We start from the raw sequence: 15,519 nt of genomic DNA, 5'->3' as shown, positions 1-15,519 counted from the left end.
ATGCGAACCCACACCCCTCTCGAGGCGCCGCCCGAGATCCCCCTACAGACCTTGCCCGCCCGTGGGCCGGTGTCGGTCGTACCCGGCCGCCCGGTGCTGGACGTCGTCATCCCCGTCTACAACGAGGAAGCGGACCTGGAACGGTGCGTACGGCGGCTGCACGACCACCTGACCCGCACCTTTCCGTACGGCTTCCGGATCACCATCGCCGACAACGCCAGCACCGACCGCACCCCCGAGCTGGCGGCCCGCCTGGACGACACCATCGAGGAGGTGGCGGCGGTCCGGCTGGAGCAGAAGGGGCGCGGGCGGGCGCTGCGCACGGTGTGGTCGCTGTCCGAGGCGCCCGTGCTCGCCTATATGGACGTCGATCTGTCCACGGACCTCAAGGCGCTGCTGCCGCTGGTCGCCCCGCTGATCTCCGGGCACTCCGACCTGGCGATCGGATCACGGCTGGCGCGCAGCTCACGCGTGGTGCGCGGGCCCAAGCGCGAGTTCATCTCGCGGGCGTACAACCTGATCCTGCGCGGCAGCCTGGCCGCCCGCTTCTCCGACGCCCAGTGCGGCTTCAAAGCGATCCGTAAGGACGTCGCCGAACGGCTGCTGCCCATGGTCGAGGACACCGGGTGGTTCTTCGACACCGAGATGCTGGTGCTGGCCGAGCGGGCCGGGCTGCGCATCCACGAGGTGCCGGTGGACTGGGTCGACGACCCGAACAGCACGGTCCACATCGTGAAGACGGCCACCGAGGACCTCAAGGGGGTGTGGCGGGTGGGGCGCGCGCTGGCCACCGGCGCGCTGCCGCTGGACCGGGTGCGCCGTCCGTTCGGCGACGATCCGCGCGACCGCGAGCTGAGCGGGGTGCCGAAGGGCCTGGCCCGCCAGCTGGTCGGGTTCTGCGTGGTCGGCGCGCTGAGCACGCTGATCTATCTGTTGCTGTACTCCCTCTTCCGGCTGGGCACCGGCCCGCAGGTGGCCAACGCGCTGGCGCTGCTGCTGTCGGCGCTCGGCAACACCGCGGCCAACCGGAGGCTCACCTTCGGCGTACGCGGGCGGGAGCGCGCGATGCGCCACCAGGCACAGGGGCTGGTCGTCTTCGGCATCGGCCTCGTGCTGACCAGCGGCTCCCTGGCCGCCCTGGACGCCGCCCCCGGCACCGCCTCGCACGGCACCGAACTGGCCGTGCTGATCGCGGCGAACCTCGCCGCGACCATCCTGCGCTTCCTGCTCTTCCGGGCCTGGGTCTTCCCGTCGGACAGCGGGGCCACCATCGACGACGACCCGAGGAACGACAACTGATGACGACCTACGACTACGGCACCCGGGACGCCGGGCCCCCGTCCCCGACGGCCCCCGCCGGTCCGGACGCGGGCCAGGCGGCGCGCCCGCAGGCCCCCAGCGGCTCGCGTCTGGCGCGGGCCTGGCGGGGACGGCCGGAGGACCCGCGCTGGGCGCGGCCCGCCCTGTGGGCCCTGCTGGCCGTGACCACCGTGCTCTACCTGTGGAGCCTGGGCGCCTCCGGCTACGCCAACCAGTTCTACTCGGCGGCCGTGCAGGCGGGCAGCCAGAGCTGGAAGGCGTTCTTCTTCGGCTCCTCCGACGCCGCGAACGCCATCACCGTCGACAAGCCCCCGGCCGCGCTGTGGCCGATGGCCCTGTCGGTGCGGATCTTCGGCCTCTCCTCCTGGGCGATCCTCGTCCCCGAGGCGCTGATGGGCGTCGCGACCGTCGGAGTGCTGTACGCGGCCGTCCGCCGCAGGTTCAGCGCGGCCGCCGGGCTTATCGCGGGCGCGGCGCTCGCGGTCACCCCGGTCGCGGCGCTGATGTTCCGCTTCAACAACCCCGACGCGCTGCTGTGCCTGCTGATGGTCTCGGCCATCTACTGCGTGCTGCGCGCGCTGGAGGACGCCCGCACCAAGTGGCTGGTGTTCGCGGGAGTCTGCTTCGGCCTCGGCTTCCTCACCAAGACGCTCCAGGCGTGGCTGATCCTGCCGCCGCTCGCGGTGGTGTACGTGGTGTGCGCCCCGGCGAAGCTCGGCCGGCGGATCGGGCAGCTGCTGCTCGCGGGGCTCGCGATGGTGGTCTCCGGCGGCTGGTGGGTCGCGATCGTCGAGCTGTGGCCGGAGTCCTCGCGCCCGTACATCGGCGGTTCGCAGCACAACAGCTTCCTGGAGCTGACCTTCGGCTACAACGGTCTGGGCCGGATCAACGGCAACGAGACCGGCAGCGTCGGGGGCGGCGGCCGCGGCGGCGGCCCCGGTGGCGGCGGTGGCGGCATGTGGGGCGAGACCGGGATCGACCGGCTCTTCAACTCCGACATGGGCGGTCAGATCGCCTGGCTGCTGCCCGCGGCGTTCATCCTGCTGGCGGCCGGGATCTGGCTGACCTGGCGGGCCAAGCGCACCGACACCCGGCGCGCGGCCTTCCTGGTGTGGGGCGGGGCGCTGCTGATGACGTTCGCCACCTTCAGCTTCATGTCCGGGATCTTCCACCAGTACTACAACATCGCCCTGGCGCCCTATATCGCGGCGGTCGTGGGCATGGGCTCGGCGCTGCTGTGGGAGCGGCGGAACGAGGGCGGCCGGGCGGGGGCGGCGGCCTCCGCGGTGCTGGCCGTCACGGTCGCGGCCACCGCCGCCATGTCGTACGTGCTGCTGGAGCGGTCGCCGGACTGGTACCCCTGGCTGCGCTGGGCGGTGCTGATCGCCGGGTTGGTGGCGGCGGTCGGGCTGCTGCTGACGGTGCGCCTCGGCCGTAAGGCGGCGCTGGTCGCGGCGGGCCTCGGGCTCGCGGCGGGGCTGGCCGGACCGGTCGCGTACACCCTCAACACGGTCGACACCCCGAAGAGCGGCTCGATCATTACCGCCGGTCCGGCGGTGTCGGGTGGCATGGGCGGTCCCGGTGGCCGTCCTGGCGGCGGCCGGATGGGTGGTCCGCCGGGGATGCAGGACGGTCGCCAGGGGGCGGGCCAGCAGGGTCAAGGCACGGGCACGGGTACGGGCCAGCAGGGTGGCCAGGGCCAGGGCAATCAGCAGGGCATGCCGGGTGGTCAGAACGGTTTCCCCGGCGGCCAGAACGGCTTCCCCGGCGGTGGTTTCCCGGGCGGCGGCCAGTCCCAGCAGAACGGCCAGGGCAATGCCCAGGGCAATGGCCAGGGGCAGGGGCAGAACGGCCGGCAGGGCATGATGCCCGGCGGCGGCACGGGCGAAGGCGGCGGTCCCGGCGGCGGCATGGGCGGACTGCTCAACGGCCAGCGGGTCGACGCCGAGGTCAAGGCGAAGCTGGAGAAGAACGCCGACGACTACACCTGGATGGCCGCGGCGATCGGGTCCCAGAACGCCGCGAGCTATCAGCTCGCCACCGAGAAGCCGGTGATGGCCATCGGCGGCTTCAACGGCAGCGACCCGTCCCCGACCCTCGCCCAGTTCAAGGAGTATGTGAAGCAGGGCAAGATCCACTACTTCATCTCCTCGGGCACCGGTATGGGCGGCGGACCGGGTGGCGGTCAGGGGACCTCGTCCCAGATCACCTCCTGGATCGAGGCCACCTACAAGAAGGTCACCGTGGGCAGTACCACGCTCTATGACCTGACACAGAAGAAGTCCAGCTGAATGAGCGGATGAGCGGCCTGCCGGCTTGCCGGCCTGCCCTGTGCCGGCCGGCCGACGGTCCGGCCGACAGGCCCTCCGGCGGTCCGGCCGACGCGCGCGGGGCGAAATTCCCCGCACGTCCTCCGGCAATCCTTGTACGGTGTATGACAAACGTGTTGCCATACACCGTACAAGCGTGCCCCTGGAGACTCTCATGACGGCACCGATCGCCGATACCGCCCCCGATGCCCCGCCCGGCCGACCGTCCGGTGGCCATCCCCGACGGTGGCTGATCCTCGCCGTCATCTGCCTGGCGCAGCTCACCGTGTTGCTGGACAACACGATCCTCAATGTGGCGATCCCCTCCCTGGCCAGGGAGATGGACGCCCGCACCGCCGACATCCAGTGGATGATCAACGCCTATTCGCTGGTCCAGTCCGGGCTGCTGCTCACCGCGGGCAGCGCCGCCGACCGCTACGGGCGGAAGAAGATGCTGATCGCCGGGCTCGCCCTGTTCGGCATCGGATCGCTCGCCGCGTCGCTGGCGCAGAGCCCCGGTCAGCTGATCGCCGCCCGCGCGGGCATGGGAATCGGCGGAGCGCTGCTGATGACCACGACGCTGGCCGTCGTGGTGCAGGTCTTCGACGAGGACGAACGGACCAAGGCCATCGGGCTCTGGGGCGCGGTCAGCTCCCTCGGGATCGCCGCGGGGCCGCTGATCGGCGGATCGCTGCTGGAGCACTTCTGGTGGGGGTCGATCTTCCTGATCAACTTGCCCGTCGCACTGCTTGGGCTGGTCGCCGTGGTCTGGATGGTGCCGGAGTCGAAGGTTCCGACCGGCGACCGCCCCGATCTGCTGGGCGCGCTGCTTTCCACGATCGGCATGACCTCGATCGTTTTCGCGATCATCTCCGGTCCTGAGCACGGCTGGACCTCCCACCGGGTGCTGGTGTCGGCCGTCATCGGCATCACCGTGCTGACCGGCTTCGCGCTCTGGGAGCGGCGTATCCCCCATCCGATGCTGGACATGCACTTCTTCCGCAACCGCCGGTTCGTGGGCGCGGTGGCGGGCGGCATTCTCGTCGCCTTCGGCATGGGCGGCTCGTTCTTCCTGCTCACCCAGCATCTGCAATTCGTGCTCGGCTATGACGCGTTGGACGCGGGGCTGCGCACCGCGCCGCTCGCGGTGGTGATCGTCGCGCTCAATCTCACCGGTATAGGAGCGCGGCTGCTGCCCAAGCTGGGCACCGCGCTGACGGTCGTCGGCGGGATGGGGCTGCTCGCGGCCGGTCTGGCCGCCATCGCGACGCTCGGCGCGGACGGCTACGGCGGGATGCTCTTCGGGCTGGTGGTGATGGGGGCCGGCATCGCGCTGGCCATGCCCGCGATGGCGAACGCCATCATGTCGGCCATCCCGCGGGAGAAGGCGGGGGTGGGCGCCGGGGTCAACGGCACGCTCACCGAATTCGGCAACGGGCTCGGCGTCGCCGTCCTGGGCGCGGTGCTGAACTCCCGCTTCGCCTCGCTGCTGCCCGCGGTCGCCGCCGGAGCGGGTTCGCTTCCGGCCGCCGTCGCCGCGGCTCGCACCCCAGAGGACCGGGAGGCCGTCGCGGACGCCTTCGCCTCCGGGGTCGAGACCAGCCAGCTGGTCGGCGCGGCGGCCGTGCTGGCGGGCGGGGTGCTGGCCGCACTCCTGCTCAGCAGGGCCGAACGATCTTCACAGGAATCCCCGGCGGCATAGCATCTTAAGGTAGTGAGGCGCCGCAGGCCGGGTCCGGGCGTGCGGCGCCGGCGCACTGGAGAAGGTGCCAGCGCACGGGAGAAAGAGAGGCGCCATGGCTACCGGCAGCCGTGTCACCCGCCAGCGGTCCAGCGTCTGGCTCTCAGAGCGCAGGACCCCCAGGCGCAAGGGCGATCAGCAGCCGGTCGGACTCGACCGTGTGAAGATCGTCGCGGCGACGATGCGGCTGCTGGACGCCGAGGGGCTGTCCGGCTTCTCGATGCGGCGGCTCGCGGCGGAGCTCGGCGTGACCGCCATGTCGGTCTACTGGTACGTGGAGACCAAGGACCATCTGCTCGAACTCGCCCTCGACGCCGCCATGGGCGAGATAGCCCTGCCCATGGAGGCCGTCCGCCCCGCCGAGGGCTGTGCGGACACCCTGGCCGAGCCGCGGGACTGGCGCGAGCAGCTGCGCCAACTCGCCTCCGAGTACCGCCAGGTGCTGGTCCGCCACCCATGGCTGTCGGCGCTGCTGGGGGAGTACCTCAACATCGGGCCCAACTCGATGACCTTCTCCAACGCCGCGCAGGCCGTGATGCGCAACAGCGGACTGCCGGATGACAAGATCACCAGCGCGCTGGCCCTCGTCTACCAGTTCGTCTACGGCTTCGGCACCAACGAGGCCCGCTTCGCCGCCCGCTGCCGGGCGGCGGGGCTCAGCCAGGACGAGCTCTTCCACGACGTGATGAACTTGGTCGAGGACCGCCCGGAGTTCGACGAGCCCCGGCAGATCATGGAAGCCCGCGGCGGCGACACGGTCGAGGAAATGCGCGACCGGGAGTTCACCTTCGCCCTGGACCTGGCGATCGCCGGTATCGAGGCCCTACGGACCCAGTAGCACGGACGCCCCTTCGGCCCGGGTGGTCCTTCGGCCCGGGTGGTCCTGCGGCCCGGTGGTTCCGCGGTCCGGTGGTTCCGCGGTCCGGGCGGTCCCGCGGCCCCAGGTGGCGCAGGCGAGGCCTGGAGGGCCGGTGGTAGGCGCCCGCGGGCGTCGGGCCCGGGGCGTACGCGCCCGCGGCTCCGCGGGGGCCGGTGGTGCGCGCCGGCGGGTCGGCGCGCCGGCCCGGGGGCGTCAGGCCGTGGGGAGCCCCTCGCCCTGCACCGCCTGTATGTCGAGCTCGACCCGCAGGGTGGTGCCGATCGCCGCGATGCCCGCCGCGACCACCTGGTTGTAGTTCATCGCGAAGTCCTCGCGGCGCAGCTCCGCGGTGGCCCGGAAGGCCGCCCGCACTCCGCCCCACGGGTCCGGGCCGGTGCCCAGATACGTCAGGTCCAGGTCCACGTCGCGGACAACGCCGTGCATCGCCAACTCGCCGTGGACCGTCCAGCGGTCCGGCCCGGCCGCGCTCAGATGCGAGCTCCGGTACGTCAGCTGCGGGAACTCCTCCACATTGAGGAAGTCGGGCGACTTCAGATGGCCGTCCCGCATCGTGTTGCCGGTGTCGATGCTGGCTGCCTGGATGACCGCCTCGACGCGCGACTTCTCGACGTCCTCGGCGACCTCGATCCGCCCGCTGAACTCCGTGAACCGCCCGTGCACGCTGGAGATCCCCAGATGCTGGGCGACGGCGGCCACCGTCGAATGCGCCGGGTCGAGCGTCCACACGCCGGGCGGGGGAAGCTCCACCCCGCCCTGCCGCGCCAGCACCACCGTGCCCAGGTCGACCCGCCCCGAGGCGGTGACGATCGCCGTGGACGCGACGGGGGCGTAGCCGACCGCGGTGGCGATGACCGTGTACGGCCCGGCCGGCAGCGGCTCGTCGGTCCGCACGGTGCCTTCCCCGTCGGCCTGCGCGCGCAGCACCTGCGCGCCCGTCATATCGGTGACGGTCAGCACCGCGTGCTGGACCGCCCAGCCGTCACGGGTGCGGATCCGGGCCCGCAGCCCCGCTCCCCCGCCTGCTCCTGCTCCTGTGGTCGTCATGCCGCGTTTCGCTCCCGCTCCCGTGTTGCTCGTCATGCTGTGCGCCGGATCCGGGCGGCGGTGTCAGGCCGTCCCCTGCCTTCACTACACCGCCGCCGGGATCCGGGTTCCGGGCCCGGCGGAGAAAATCCGCCGCCCGGTCCGGGCGAGGGGCGCGTCTCCGCTCATGCGCGCCCCGCGCCCGGAGGTTCGTCACTCGCCCGGGTGAGCGAGCTCGACGTCGTGGCCGTCGACGCCGGGTCCGGAGACCGTCAGCGCCCCCGCGACCGGCGGGTAGCCGCTCGCGATGACCGTGTAGTCGCCCGCGTCCAGGTCGGTGAAGGCGTAGGCGCCGTCCTCACCGGTGGTGGCGGTGGCGACCACGTTCCCGGCCGCGTCCACGAGGGTGACCCGCGCGTCCGGCAGGGGCCGCCGGTCGGCCCCGGCCCGGACGGTGCCCTGCACCCGGGCGCCGGCCTGAAGGGCTATCTCCACCCGGGTCAGCCCCTGGGCGCCCACCTCGACGGGCAGGGCCGCCGGCCGGTAGCCGGGCGCGTTCACCGCGACCGTGAAGGTCCCGGAGACCAGCTCCTCGAAGCTGAAGTCGCCCTGCTCACCGGTCTTTCCGGTGGCCAGCACCTCTCCGCGGACATCGGTGACCACGACCATCGCCGAGTCGACCGGCCGGCCGTCGGCGGCACCGCGCACGGTGCCCACCAGACCGCTGGTGGCCGACAGGACGATGTCGAAGCCGAGCGGTTCCTCCCCGACCACGATCGTGGACGCCTGCGGCTGGTGGCCGTCGGCCGCCGCGATCAGGACGTACGAACCGGAGCCCGGCGCGTCCAGGGCGTAGGAGCCGTCGGGGTGCGCCACCGAACGGCCCAGCTGCCGCCCGGCGAGCGAGATCAGCGTCACCGCGGCGCGGGCGACGGGGCCGCCGTCCGCGTTCCGCACGAAGCCGTGCACGCCCTGCCGGGGCTGGTGGTCGCCGCCGCCCCCGGCGGAGGCGAAGGCCGCCAGGCGCTGCGGGGCGGTGGCCGCGAGGACACCGCTCGAGTCCGGCGCGTGCACCTCGGGGGCCGGGGCGCCCACGAGCGCGGGCTCGAGGTCGGCGACCTGGTCGGTGACGGCCGTGGCCGGCACCGCGTCGGCCGACGCGGCCTGGGGAGCCGGGGCGTCCGAGGCGGCCTGCTGGGATCCGGCGCTGGTCTTCAGGGCGACCTCCTTGATGAACAGGGTCAGCAGCAGGGCGAGCAGCGCGGCCGGGGCGGCGAACAGGAAGATGTCCGCGACACCGTGGCCGTAGGCGCTCTCCATGATCGTGCGCAGCGGCTCGGGCAGCGTCTTCACATCCGGGATGGCACCGCCGCCGGTGCCCGCGTGGCCGAGTGCGGCGCCCTTGGGGCCCAGCTCGGCCAGGCCGTCCTTGACGTAGTGGGTGACGCGGTTGGCGAGCACCGCACCGAGCGCCGAGACGCCCACCGCACCGCCCAGGGAGCGGAAGAAGGTGACGACGGCGCTGGCCGCGCCGAGGTCCTGCGGGGCCACCTGGTTCTGGGTGGCCAGCACCAGGTTCTGCATCATCATGCCGATGCCGAGGCCCATGAGCGCCATGTAGATCCCCATGTGCCAGTACGGGGTGTCGTACCGGATGGTGCCCAGCAGCCCGAGGCCCGCCGTCACCAGCACACCACCGCTGACCAGCCACGCCTTCCAGCGACCGGTCTTGGTGATGACCTGACCGGAAACGGTCGAGGAGATGAACAGACCGCCGATCATCGGGATGGTCATGACGCCCGACATGGTGGGCGACTTACCGCGCGCCAGCTGGAAGTACTGGCTGAAGAAGACGGTTCCGGAGAACATCGCGATACCGACGAAGAGCGACGCCAGCGAGGCGAGGGTGATCGTCTTGTTGCGGAACAGCCGCAGCGGGATGATCGGCTCGCTCGCCTTGGACTCGATCAGGACGAAGATCAGACCGAGAACGATCGATCCGCCGACCATCGCGTAGCTCTGCCAGGAGACCCAGTCGTACTTGTCACCCGCGAAGGTGACCCAGAGCAGCAGCAGCGAGACCGCGGCGCTGATGAAGAAGGCGCCGCTCCAGTCGACCTTGACGTCCCGCTTCACCACCGGAAGCTTCAGGGTCTTCTGGAGGACGATCAGTGCGATGACGGCGAACGGGACGCCGACGTAGAAGCACCAGCGCCAGCCCAGCCAGGAGGTGTCGGTGATCACGCCGCCCAGCAGCGGACCGCCGACGGTCGCGACGGCGAAGGTCGCGCCGAGGTAGCCGCTGTAGCGGCCGCGCTCACGCGGGGAGATCATCGCCGCCATGACGACCTGGGCGAGGGCGGAGAGCCCGCCGACGCCGATGCCCTGCACCACACGGCAGGCGATCAGCATGCCGGGGTTCTGCGACAGACCGGCCACCACCGAGCCCGCCACATAGATCACAAGAGCGATCTGGACCAGCAGCTTCTTGCTGAACAGATCGGAGAGCTTGCCCCACAGCGGGGTGGCGGCGGTCATGGCCAGCAGGGTGGCGGTGACGACCCAGGTGTACGCGGACTGGCCGCCGTGGAGATCGGCGATGATCTCGGGCAGCGCGTTGGAGACGATCGTCGACGACAGGATCGCCACGAACATCCCCAGCAGCAGACCGGAGAGCGCCTCCATGATCTGCCGGTGGGTCATCGGTGCCGAGGAATCCGGACCGTGGCCGTGTGGGGCCCGGTGGCCTCCTCCGCCGTGCTTGGCGTGGGCGGGGTGCCCCGCGGGTCCCCGCACACCGCCGTCCGGTGTGGTCGTTGCCATGAAGTTCCTTAACGTTGCGAAGGTGTACGGGTGGTGCTGCTCGCCACCTGCTGCGGCAGAGCCCGGGTCCGGGTGTCCCCGAAGTTCGTCCGCAACCGGGCGAGAAGTTCGTTGAGCCGGTCGACGTCCTCGTCGGACCAGTCGCTCAGGCAGCTGGCGAGTGCGTTCGTGTAGCGCTCGGACACCTCACCGAGCAGCGTGCGTCCACTGGTGTTGATGCTCAGCAGCCGCGACCGCCGGTCGAGCGGGTCGGGCTTGCGGTCCACCCAGCCGCGGTCCGCGACATGTGCTACGTGCCGACTGGTGACCGACATGTCGATGTCGAGCAGCTCGGCGAGCTTTCCCATGCGCATCTCGCCGTAGCGGTCGAGGAGCATCAGGACGACGGCGGCGCCCGATGGGCAGTCGGCCGGCAGGACCCGGGTGAGTCCGCGCTTGACGGTGCCGATGGCGCTGAGCTGCCGGGCCAGCTCCTCGTAGTGGCGCTGTGTGGCCACGGCACCTCCCAGAGGGGTAGATCAGTTGCTTAAGGCAACCATAGAAGAAGTTAGTTGCTACAGGCAAATGAAAGGGGGGTCTGGGCGGTAAATTGCCGTTAAAGAGTCGTCCTGGAGTCGGTCAAGTGGGATAGGTGGGGAGCGAGGGACCGCTGAGACCCGGGGGTGTCCCGGAATCCGCTCGTTCGCTAGGGTCGGGGCTCATGGCGAACAACCCCCAGAGCCCCAACGGCAATTACGACCCGGCCGGCTCCACCCAGATGTTCCGCGCCTTCGTCGACGAGGGCACGCGGCAGCCCCAGGCGACCACCGGATCGAGCGGCGGTTCGCGCGTTGGCGTGATCGTCGGTGTGATCGCGGCGGTCGTGATCGTCGCCGCGGTGGCCTGGCTCGCGCTGGCCTGAGCCGCGTCGAGGTCGTGACGCCTCCCGCGGGGGCGTGAGCCCCCGCGAACCTCCTTACGGCCGCCGTGCCCCTTTACGGTTCCGGTTTACGGTTCCGGCGACGCTTTGTGGCTCCCGCGATCCCCTTACGGCTGCCGAGGCGGCCTTATGGCTTCCAGGTGACCGAGACGTCCTGCGTCTCGATGTGCATGCCCAGCGGCACTCGCCAGTCGTCCACGCACACCGTCCAGGTCTTCTCCTTCTTCTGGCCCGCGCCGATCGGCGCGGGCAACTCTTCCTCGGACTCGAGCGTCGCCCAGTCGATGCCGAGGATGTCGATCACATGCGTGCCGAAGGTGACGGTGCCCGAGGTGACCGGAGTCCCTCCGGTGTTGCGGAACTCGACCTTCACCTTCTCGCACCAGCGCTCATCGGTCGCCGTGCGCTCCGGCTCGCCGACCTCCAGGACGGCCGGGCCGGTGGGGGTGGGAGAGCCAGAGGGGTCCGAAGCGCCGGACCCGGAGGGCGAGGGCTCGCCGGGGCCGGCCTCGCCCTCGGGACCGTCGTCCGGGCGGCCCGGGGCCCCGGAGCTGCTTGTGCCGCCGCCTGCGCCGCCTGGGCCGTCTGAGCCGCCGTCTGTGCGGCCCCGGGCCTCCGTGGACGCCGAGGGCGCCTGTGAGGCCGGTCCGTCCGTCCTGCCGTCCCCGGTGGCGTCGGGGGCCGCGTCGCCCTTACCGTCGCGATCGTTCCCCGTGCCGTCCTCGTCCAGGGGCACCAGATCGACGCCGCCCTTGGGCGGTACGGCCGTCGTGGCCCGTCGGCCATCGGGCCCCGCCGCCCCGGCGGCGACATAGCCGTCGCCGCCCCCGCCGCAGCCGCTGAGCAGTGCCCCCAGGCACAGCGCGGCCGCCGAGGAGGCGATCGCCGTGCCTCGGCGGCCCGTTGTCCGGCTCCCTGCGTATCGCATCGGGCCAGTGTGTCTGACGGCTCGTCAGGTGTACAGGGATCCGGCAGGGGACGGGCCGGTCAGCGCGGCCCGGCCCGGCTCAGTCCGAGATCAGACCCTCGCGCAGCTGAGCCAGGGTCCGGGTGAGCAGCCGTGAGACATGCATCTGGGAGATCCCGACCTCTTCGCCGATTTGCGACTGCGTCATATTGGCGAAGAAGCGCAGCATGATGATCTGGCGCTCGCGCGGCGGCAGCTTGGCCAGCAGGGGCTTGAGCGACTCGCGGTACTCCACGCCCTCCAGCGCGCTGTCCTCGTACCCCAGCCGGTCGGCGAGCGACCCCTCGCCGCCGTCGTCCTCGGGGGACGGGGAGTCCAGCGAGCTGGCCGTGTAGGCATTGCCCACCGCGAGGCCGTCGACCACGTCCTCCTCCGAGACGCCCAGCGCCGTGGCGAGCTCGGTGACGGTGGGGGAGCGGTCGAGCTTCTGCGACAGCTCGTCACTGGCCTTGGTCAGCGCCAGCCGCAGCTCCTGCAGCCGCCGCGGCACCCGGACCGACCAGCTGGTGTCCCGGAAGAACCGCTTGATCTCGCCCACGACGGTCGGCATGGCGAACGTCGGGAACTCCACGCCCCGTTCGCAGTCGAAGCGGTCGATCGCCTTGATCAGGCCGATGGTGCCGACCTGGACGATGTCCTCCATCGGCTCGTTACGGCTGCGGAACCGGGCCGCCGCGTAGCGGACGAGCGGGAGGTTCAGCTCGATGAGGGTGTCACGGACGTAGCCGGCCTCCGCACTGTCCTTGTCGAGTGTGGCGAGCCGCAGGAAGAGGGAGCGGGAGAGGGTGCGGGTGTCGATGGCGTCGCAGTCGTCAGGCATGTGCGGTGCGTCGTTGGTGAGCACCTTCGAGCTGCCCAGTTCTACGGACATGCCACCCCCTAGAGGTCGCGGACGGATCGCAGCTGCGCGGTTCGCGTCCGACGCAGCCTTCCCCTGAATACCGGAGGTCGGGCCGCGGCAAACGCGGTTCCTGCAGAATGTCACATGTCGGCAACACGCTGTAGCGCCAAGTCGACATTACAGCCTTGACGCGTCAGGTCGAGGGCCCCTCGCAAGGATCAGGACTCGATCCGGTTCGCGGATCTCAGCCTGGCGAAGCTCCGGGACAGCAGCCGGGACACATGCATCTGGGAGACTCCGAGCTCGGCGCTGATCTGAGATTGCGTCAGATTGCTGTAGTAACGGAGCAAAAGGATACGCTGCTCGCGCTCGGGCAGCTGTACGAGCAGATGGCGCACCAGGTCGCGGTGCTCGACTCCGGCGAGCGCCGGGTCCTCGTAGCCGAGCCGGTCGACCAGTCCGGGCAGGCCGTCCCCCTCCTGGGCGGCCTCCAGGGAGGTGGCGTGATATGAGCGGCCCGCCTCGATGCAGGCGAGCACCTCCTCCTCGCTGAGCTTGAGCCGCTCGGCGATCTCGGCCGTCGTCGGGGAGCGGCCGTGCAGCACGGTCAGGTCCTCGGTCGCGCCGTTGACCTGCACCCACAGCTCATGCAGCCGGCGCGGCACATGGACGGTGCGGACGTTGTCGCGGAAGTAGCGCTTGATCTCGCCGACGACGGTCGGCATGGCGAAGGTCGGGAACTGCACCCCGCGGTCCGGGTCGAACCGGTCGATCGCGTTGATCAGGCCGATGGTGCCGACCTGGATCACGTCCTCCATGGGCTCGTTACGGCTGCGGAAGCGGGCCGCGGCGTAGCGGACCAGCGGCAGATTGGCCTCGATCAGCGCGGCGCGCACACGGGCGTGCTCGGGGGTTCCGGGGGTGAGGTCCGACAGCTCGGCGAAGAGCACCTGGGTGAGCGCTCTGGCGTCAGCCCCTCGGCTTCTGCCGCTCTCGCTGCCGCCATCGCCCTGGGGCGGGGTTCTGGGCGCGGTTCGGGCCGACACGGTCACGCCACCCCTTCACGATGTACTCACCCGGCAAAGCGGTCATAGCATCACAAGACATGTGCACTGTGTGCAAGCACCTCTTTACCACGTGTTGGTGGAGGAATCGCCCGTAAAGGGATCGACGGGAGGCGGGGTCCGGGGAGTGGGGTCAGGGGGGACTGAGGCTAGTTGACCAGTTCCGTCATGAACTCGCCGACGCTCTTGGCGGCGTCCGATATGCCCTCGAAACCGACCTGGACGAGGTCGGCAGCTCGGGCCGGCGTCTTGATGATCGTGTACAGCACGAAGACGATCAGCATATAGAGCGCGATTTTCTTGGCCTGGGCCATCTGTGCTGCCTCTCCCGCCGTCCCCGTTACACAGTTGCGAGAGTCTATCCACACCGCTGGCGCATCAGTCGTATCAGTCGGATGAACCCACCGGGGCTGTGGGGACGGGGCTGCGCCGGTGTGGGCGCCGCGCTACATATGGGTGGATTCTGGAGAAAGGGAGGGTGGCAAGAGTGGTGCCGGAAGAAGCGGCGGCAGCGGCTCGCGCCGTCGGCGGAGGGAGCGGAGATGCGTGTCGGTGTGCTGACCGGCGGCGGCGACTGCCCCGGGCTCAACGCCGCGATCCGCGGCATCGTCCGTAAGGGCGTGGAGATGCACGGCTTCGAGTTCGTCGGAGTGCGGGACGGCTGGCGCGGCGCGCTCGAAGGGGTCGTCATGCCGCTGGACGTCCCGGCCGTACGCGGCATCCTGCCGCGCGGCGGCACCATCCTCGGCTCCTCCCGGACCAACCCCCTGGCCAGCGAGGACGGGGTCGGCAGGGTGCGGGAGACCCTCGCCGAGTACGAGGTGGACGCGCTCATCGCGATCGGCGGCGAGGACACGCTCGGCGTCGCCGCGGCACTGGCGGGCGAGGGCATCCAGGTGGTCGGGGTGCCCAAGACGATCGACAACGACGTGGCCGGCACCGACTACACCTTCGGCTTCGACACCGCCGTCAACATCGCCACCGAGGCGATCGACCGGCTGCACACCACCGCCGAATCCCACACCCGCACCCTGGTGGTCGAGGTGATGGGGCGGCACGCCGGCTGGATCGCCCTGCACTCGGGCATCGCGGGTGGCGCCAACGTCATCCTCCTCCCCGAGCAGCCGTTCGACATCGACCAGGTCTGCGCCTGGGTGGAGAACCGCTTCAAGATCAGGTACGCGCCGATCGTGGTGGTGGCGGAAGGAGCCGTGCCGAAGCAGGGCCAGATGGTGGTCAAGGACTCCAGCCGGGACGAGTTCGGCCATGTGCGGCTCTCCGGGATCGGCGAGTGGCTCGCCCATGAGATCGCCGATCACACCGGCAAGGAGGCCCGCACCACGGTCCTCGGCCATATCCAGCGCGGGGGGACGCCCAGCGCCTTCGACCGCTGGCTGGCCACCCGCTTCGGGCTGCGTGCGATCGACACCGTCCAGGACCGGGACTTCGGCACCATGGTGGCGCTGCGCGGCACGGACATCGTCCGCATACCGCTCGCGGAGGCCACGGTGGGCACCAAGACCGTCGACCCCGCGCTCTACTCCGAATTCGGGGTGTTCTTCGGCTGATCCGGGGTGTCCGCCTCGCGAGGTGCCGCCTCGTCACGTACCGCCGCCTCGGCATGAATCGCCT

Annotated in this window: 13 protein-coding genes; 6 read left to right on the top strand and 7 right to left on the bottom strand. The window is 70.9% G+C overall.

All coding sequences use genetic code 11. The features are described 5' to 3' along the window. From N6H00_RS19780 to N6H00_RS19765, 4 genes are all read left to right on the top strand, one after another. Window positions 1–1,299, top strand: a complete 1,299-nt coding sequence (locus N6H00_RS19780) for a bifunctional glycosyltransferase family 2/GtrA family protein (RefSeq protein WP_268973115.1) — start codon at window positions 1–3, stop codon at window positions 1,297–1,299. Beyond that, complete coding sequence (locus N6H00_RS19775) at window positions 1,299–3,611, top strand: ArnT family glycosyltransferase (RefSeq protein ID WP_268973114.1); 2,313 nt, start codon at window positions 1,299–1,301, stop codon at window positions 3,609–3,611. The genes N6H00_RS19780 and N6H00_RS19775 overlap by 1 nt, the downstream gene beginning before the upstream one ends. 193 nt (window positions 3,612–3,804) lie before the next feature. Continuing rightward, window positions 3,805–5,331, top strand: a complete 1,527-nt coding sequence (locus N6H00_RS19770) for an MFS transporter (RefSeq protein ID WP_268973113.1) — start codon at window positions 3,805–3,807, stop codon at window positions 5,329–5,331. 94 nt (window positions 5,332–5,425) lie between these two features. Beyond that, window positions 5,426–6,208, top strand: coding sequence for a TetR/AcrR family transcriptional regulator (locus N6H00_RS19765; RefSeq protein ID WP_268973112.1), 783 nt, complete (start codon window positions 5,426–5,428; stop codon window positions 6,206–6,208). 234 nt (window positions 6,209–6,442) lie between these two features. Here the strand turns inward: N6H00_RS19765 and N6H00_RS19760 are convergent, their stop codons facing one another. The 3 genes from N6H00_RS19760 to N6H00_RS19750 all read right to left on the bottom strand — a co-directional run bounded on the left by N6H00_RS19760 (window position 6,443) and on the right by N6H00_RS19750 (window position 10,593). Then, the gene (locus N6H00_RS19760; RefSeq protein ID WP_268973111.1) at window positions 6,443–7,294 is read right to left on the bottom strand and encodes a YceI family protein; all 852 of its coding nucleotides are present in this window, start codon (window positions 7,292–7,294) and stop codon (window positions 6,443–6,445) included. Between the two features lie 192 nt (window positions 7,295–7,486). Beyond that, window positions 7,487–10,096: an MFS transporter gene (locus tag N6H00_RS19755; RefSeq protein WP_268973110.1), complete on the bottom strand. Its 2,610-nt coding sequence runs from the start codon at window positions 10,094–10,096 to the stop codon at window positions 7,487–7,489. A gap of 8 nt (window positions 10,097–10,104) precedes the next feature. Beyond that, window positions 10,105–10,593 carry a MarR family winged helix-turn-helix transcriptional regulator gene (locus N6H00_RS19750; protein ID WP_268973109.1) on the bottom strand — a complete coding sequence of 163 codons (489 nt, stop codon included), beginning with the start codon at window positions 10,591–10,593 and terminating at the stop codon, window positions 10,105–10,107. Between the two features lie 203 nt (window positions 10,594–10,796). Here N6H00_RS19750 and N6H00_RS19745 point away from each other — a divergent pair, with 203 nt between their 5' ends. Next, a complete protein-coding gene (locus N6H00_RS19745; RefSeq protein WP_268973108.1) occupies window positions 10,797–10,997 on the top strand; it encodes a hypothetical protein in 201 nt (66 codons plus the stop codon). A 145-nt stretch (window positions 10,998–11,142) separates the two neighbouring features. On the opposite strand, the gene N6H00_RS19740 is transcribed toward N6H00_RS19745, so the two are convergent. The 4 genes from N6H00_RS19740 to N6H00_RS19725 all read right to left on the bottom strand — a co-directional run bounded on the left by N6H00_RS19740 (window position 11,143) and on the right by N6H00_RS19725 (window position 14,201). Next, window positions 11,143–11,943 carry a hypothetical protein gene (locus N6H00_RS19740; RefSeq protein WP_268973107.1) on the bottom strand — a complete coding sequence of 267 codons (801 nt, stop codon included), beginning with the start codon at window positions 11,941–11,943 and terminating at the stop codon, window positions 11,143–11,145. Between the two features lie 79 nt (window positions 11,944–12,022). Then, window positions 12,023–12,853 carry an RNA polymerase sigma factor SigF gene (locus N6H00_RS19735; RefSeq protein WP_268973106.1) on the bottom strand — a complete coding sequence of 277 codons (831 nt, stop codon included), beginning with the start codon at window positions 12,851–12,853 and terminating at the stop codon, window positions 12,023–12,025. 188 nt (window positions 12,854–13,041) lie between these two features. Then, on the bottom strand, window positions 13,042–13,875 hold the full coding sequence (locus tag N6H00_RS19730) for an RNA polymerase sigma factor SigF (RefSeq protein ID WP_268973105.1): 834 nt from the start codon (window positions 13,873–13,875) through the stop codon (window positions 13,042–13,044). 161 nt (window positions 13,876–14,036) lie between these two features. After that, complete coding sequence (locus tag N6H00_RS19725; protein ID WP_268973104.1) at window positions 14,037–14,201, bottom strand: hypothetical protein; 165 nt, start codon at window positions 14,199–14,201, stop codon at window positions 14,037–14,039. Between the two features lie 228 nt (window positions 14,202–14,429). Here N6H00_RS19725 and N6H00_RS19720 point away from each other — a divergent pair, with 228 nt between their 5' ends. After that, window positions 14,430–15,455, top strand: coding sequence for a 6-phosphofructokinase (locus N6H00_RS19720; protein WP_268973103.1), 1,026 nt, complete (start codon window positions 14,430–14,432; stop codon window positions 15,453–15,455). Window positions 15,456–15,519: the final 64 nt, after the last annotated feature.

The sequence above is a fragment of the Streptomyces sp. S465 genome (genome assembly GCF_026898115.1).
GTDB lineage: Bacteria > Actinomycetota > Actinomycetes > Streptomycetales > Streptomycetaceae > Streptomyces > Streptomyces luomodiensis.
The sequence above is the reverse complement of the archived record's forward strand: the minus strand, read 5'-3'. Positions and strand labels throughout refer to the sequence as shown.

Excerpts from the sequence above, each read along its gene's own strand:
- N6H00_RS19780 (WP_268973115.1), top strand. The coding sequence starts at position 1 with ATGCGAACCCACACCCCTCTCGAGGCGCCGCCCGAGATCCCCCTACAG.
- N6H00_RS19775 (WP_268973114.1), top strand. The coding sequence starts at position 1,299 with ATGACGACCTACGACTACGGCACCCGGGACGCCGGGCCCCCGTCCCCG.
- N6H00_RS19770 (WP_268973113.1), top strand. The coding sequence starts at position 3,805 with ATGACGGCACCGATCGCCGATACCGCCCCCGATGCCCCGCCCGGCCGA.
- N6H00_RS19765 (WP_268973112.1), top strand. The coding sequence starts at position 5,426 with ATGGCTACCGGCAGCCGTGTCACCCGCCAGCGGTCCAGCGTCTGGCTC.
- N6H00_RS19760 (WP_268973111.1), bottom strand. The coding sequence starts at position 7,294 with ATGACGACCACAGGAGCAGGAGCAGGCGGGGGAGCGGGGCTGCGGGCC.
- N6H00_RS19755 (WP_268973110.1), bottom strand. The coding sequence starts at position 10,096 with ATGGCAACGACCACACCGGACGGCGGTGTGCGGGGACCCGCGGGGCAC.
- N6H00_RS19745 (WP_268973108.1), top strand. The coding sequence starts at position 10,797 with ATGGCGAACAACCCCCAGAGCCCCAACGGCAATTACGACCCGGCCGGC.
- N6H00_RS19740 (WP_268973107.1), bottom strand. The coding sequence starts at position 11,943 with ATGCGATACGCAGGGAGCCGGACAACGGGCCGCCGAGGCACGGCGATC.
- N6H00_RS19735 (WP_268973106.1), bottom strand. The coding sequence starts at position 12,853 with ATGTCCGTAGAACTGGGCAGCTCGAAGGTGCTCACCAACGACGCACCG.
- N6H00_RS19725 (WP_268973104.1), bottom strand. The coding sequence starts at position 14,201 with ATGGCCCAGGCCAAGAAAATCGCGCTCTATATGCTGATCGTCTTCGTG.
- N6H00_RS19720 (WP_268973103.1), top strand. The coding sequence starts at position 14,430 with ATGCGTGTCGGTGTGCTGACCGGCGGCGGCGACTGCCCCGGGCTCAAC.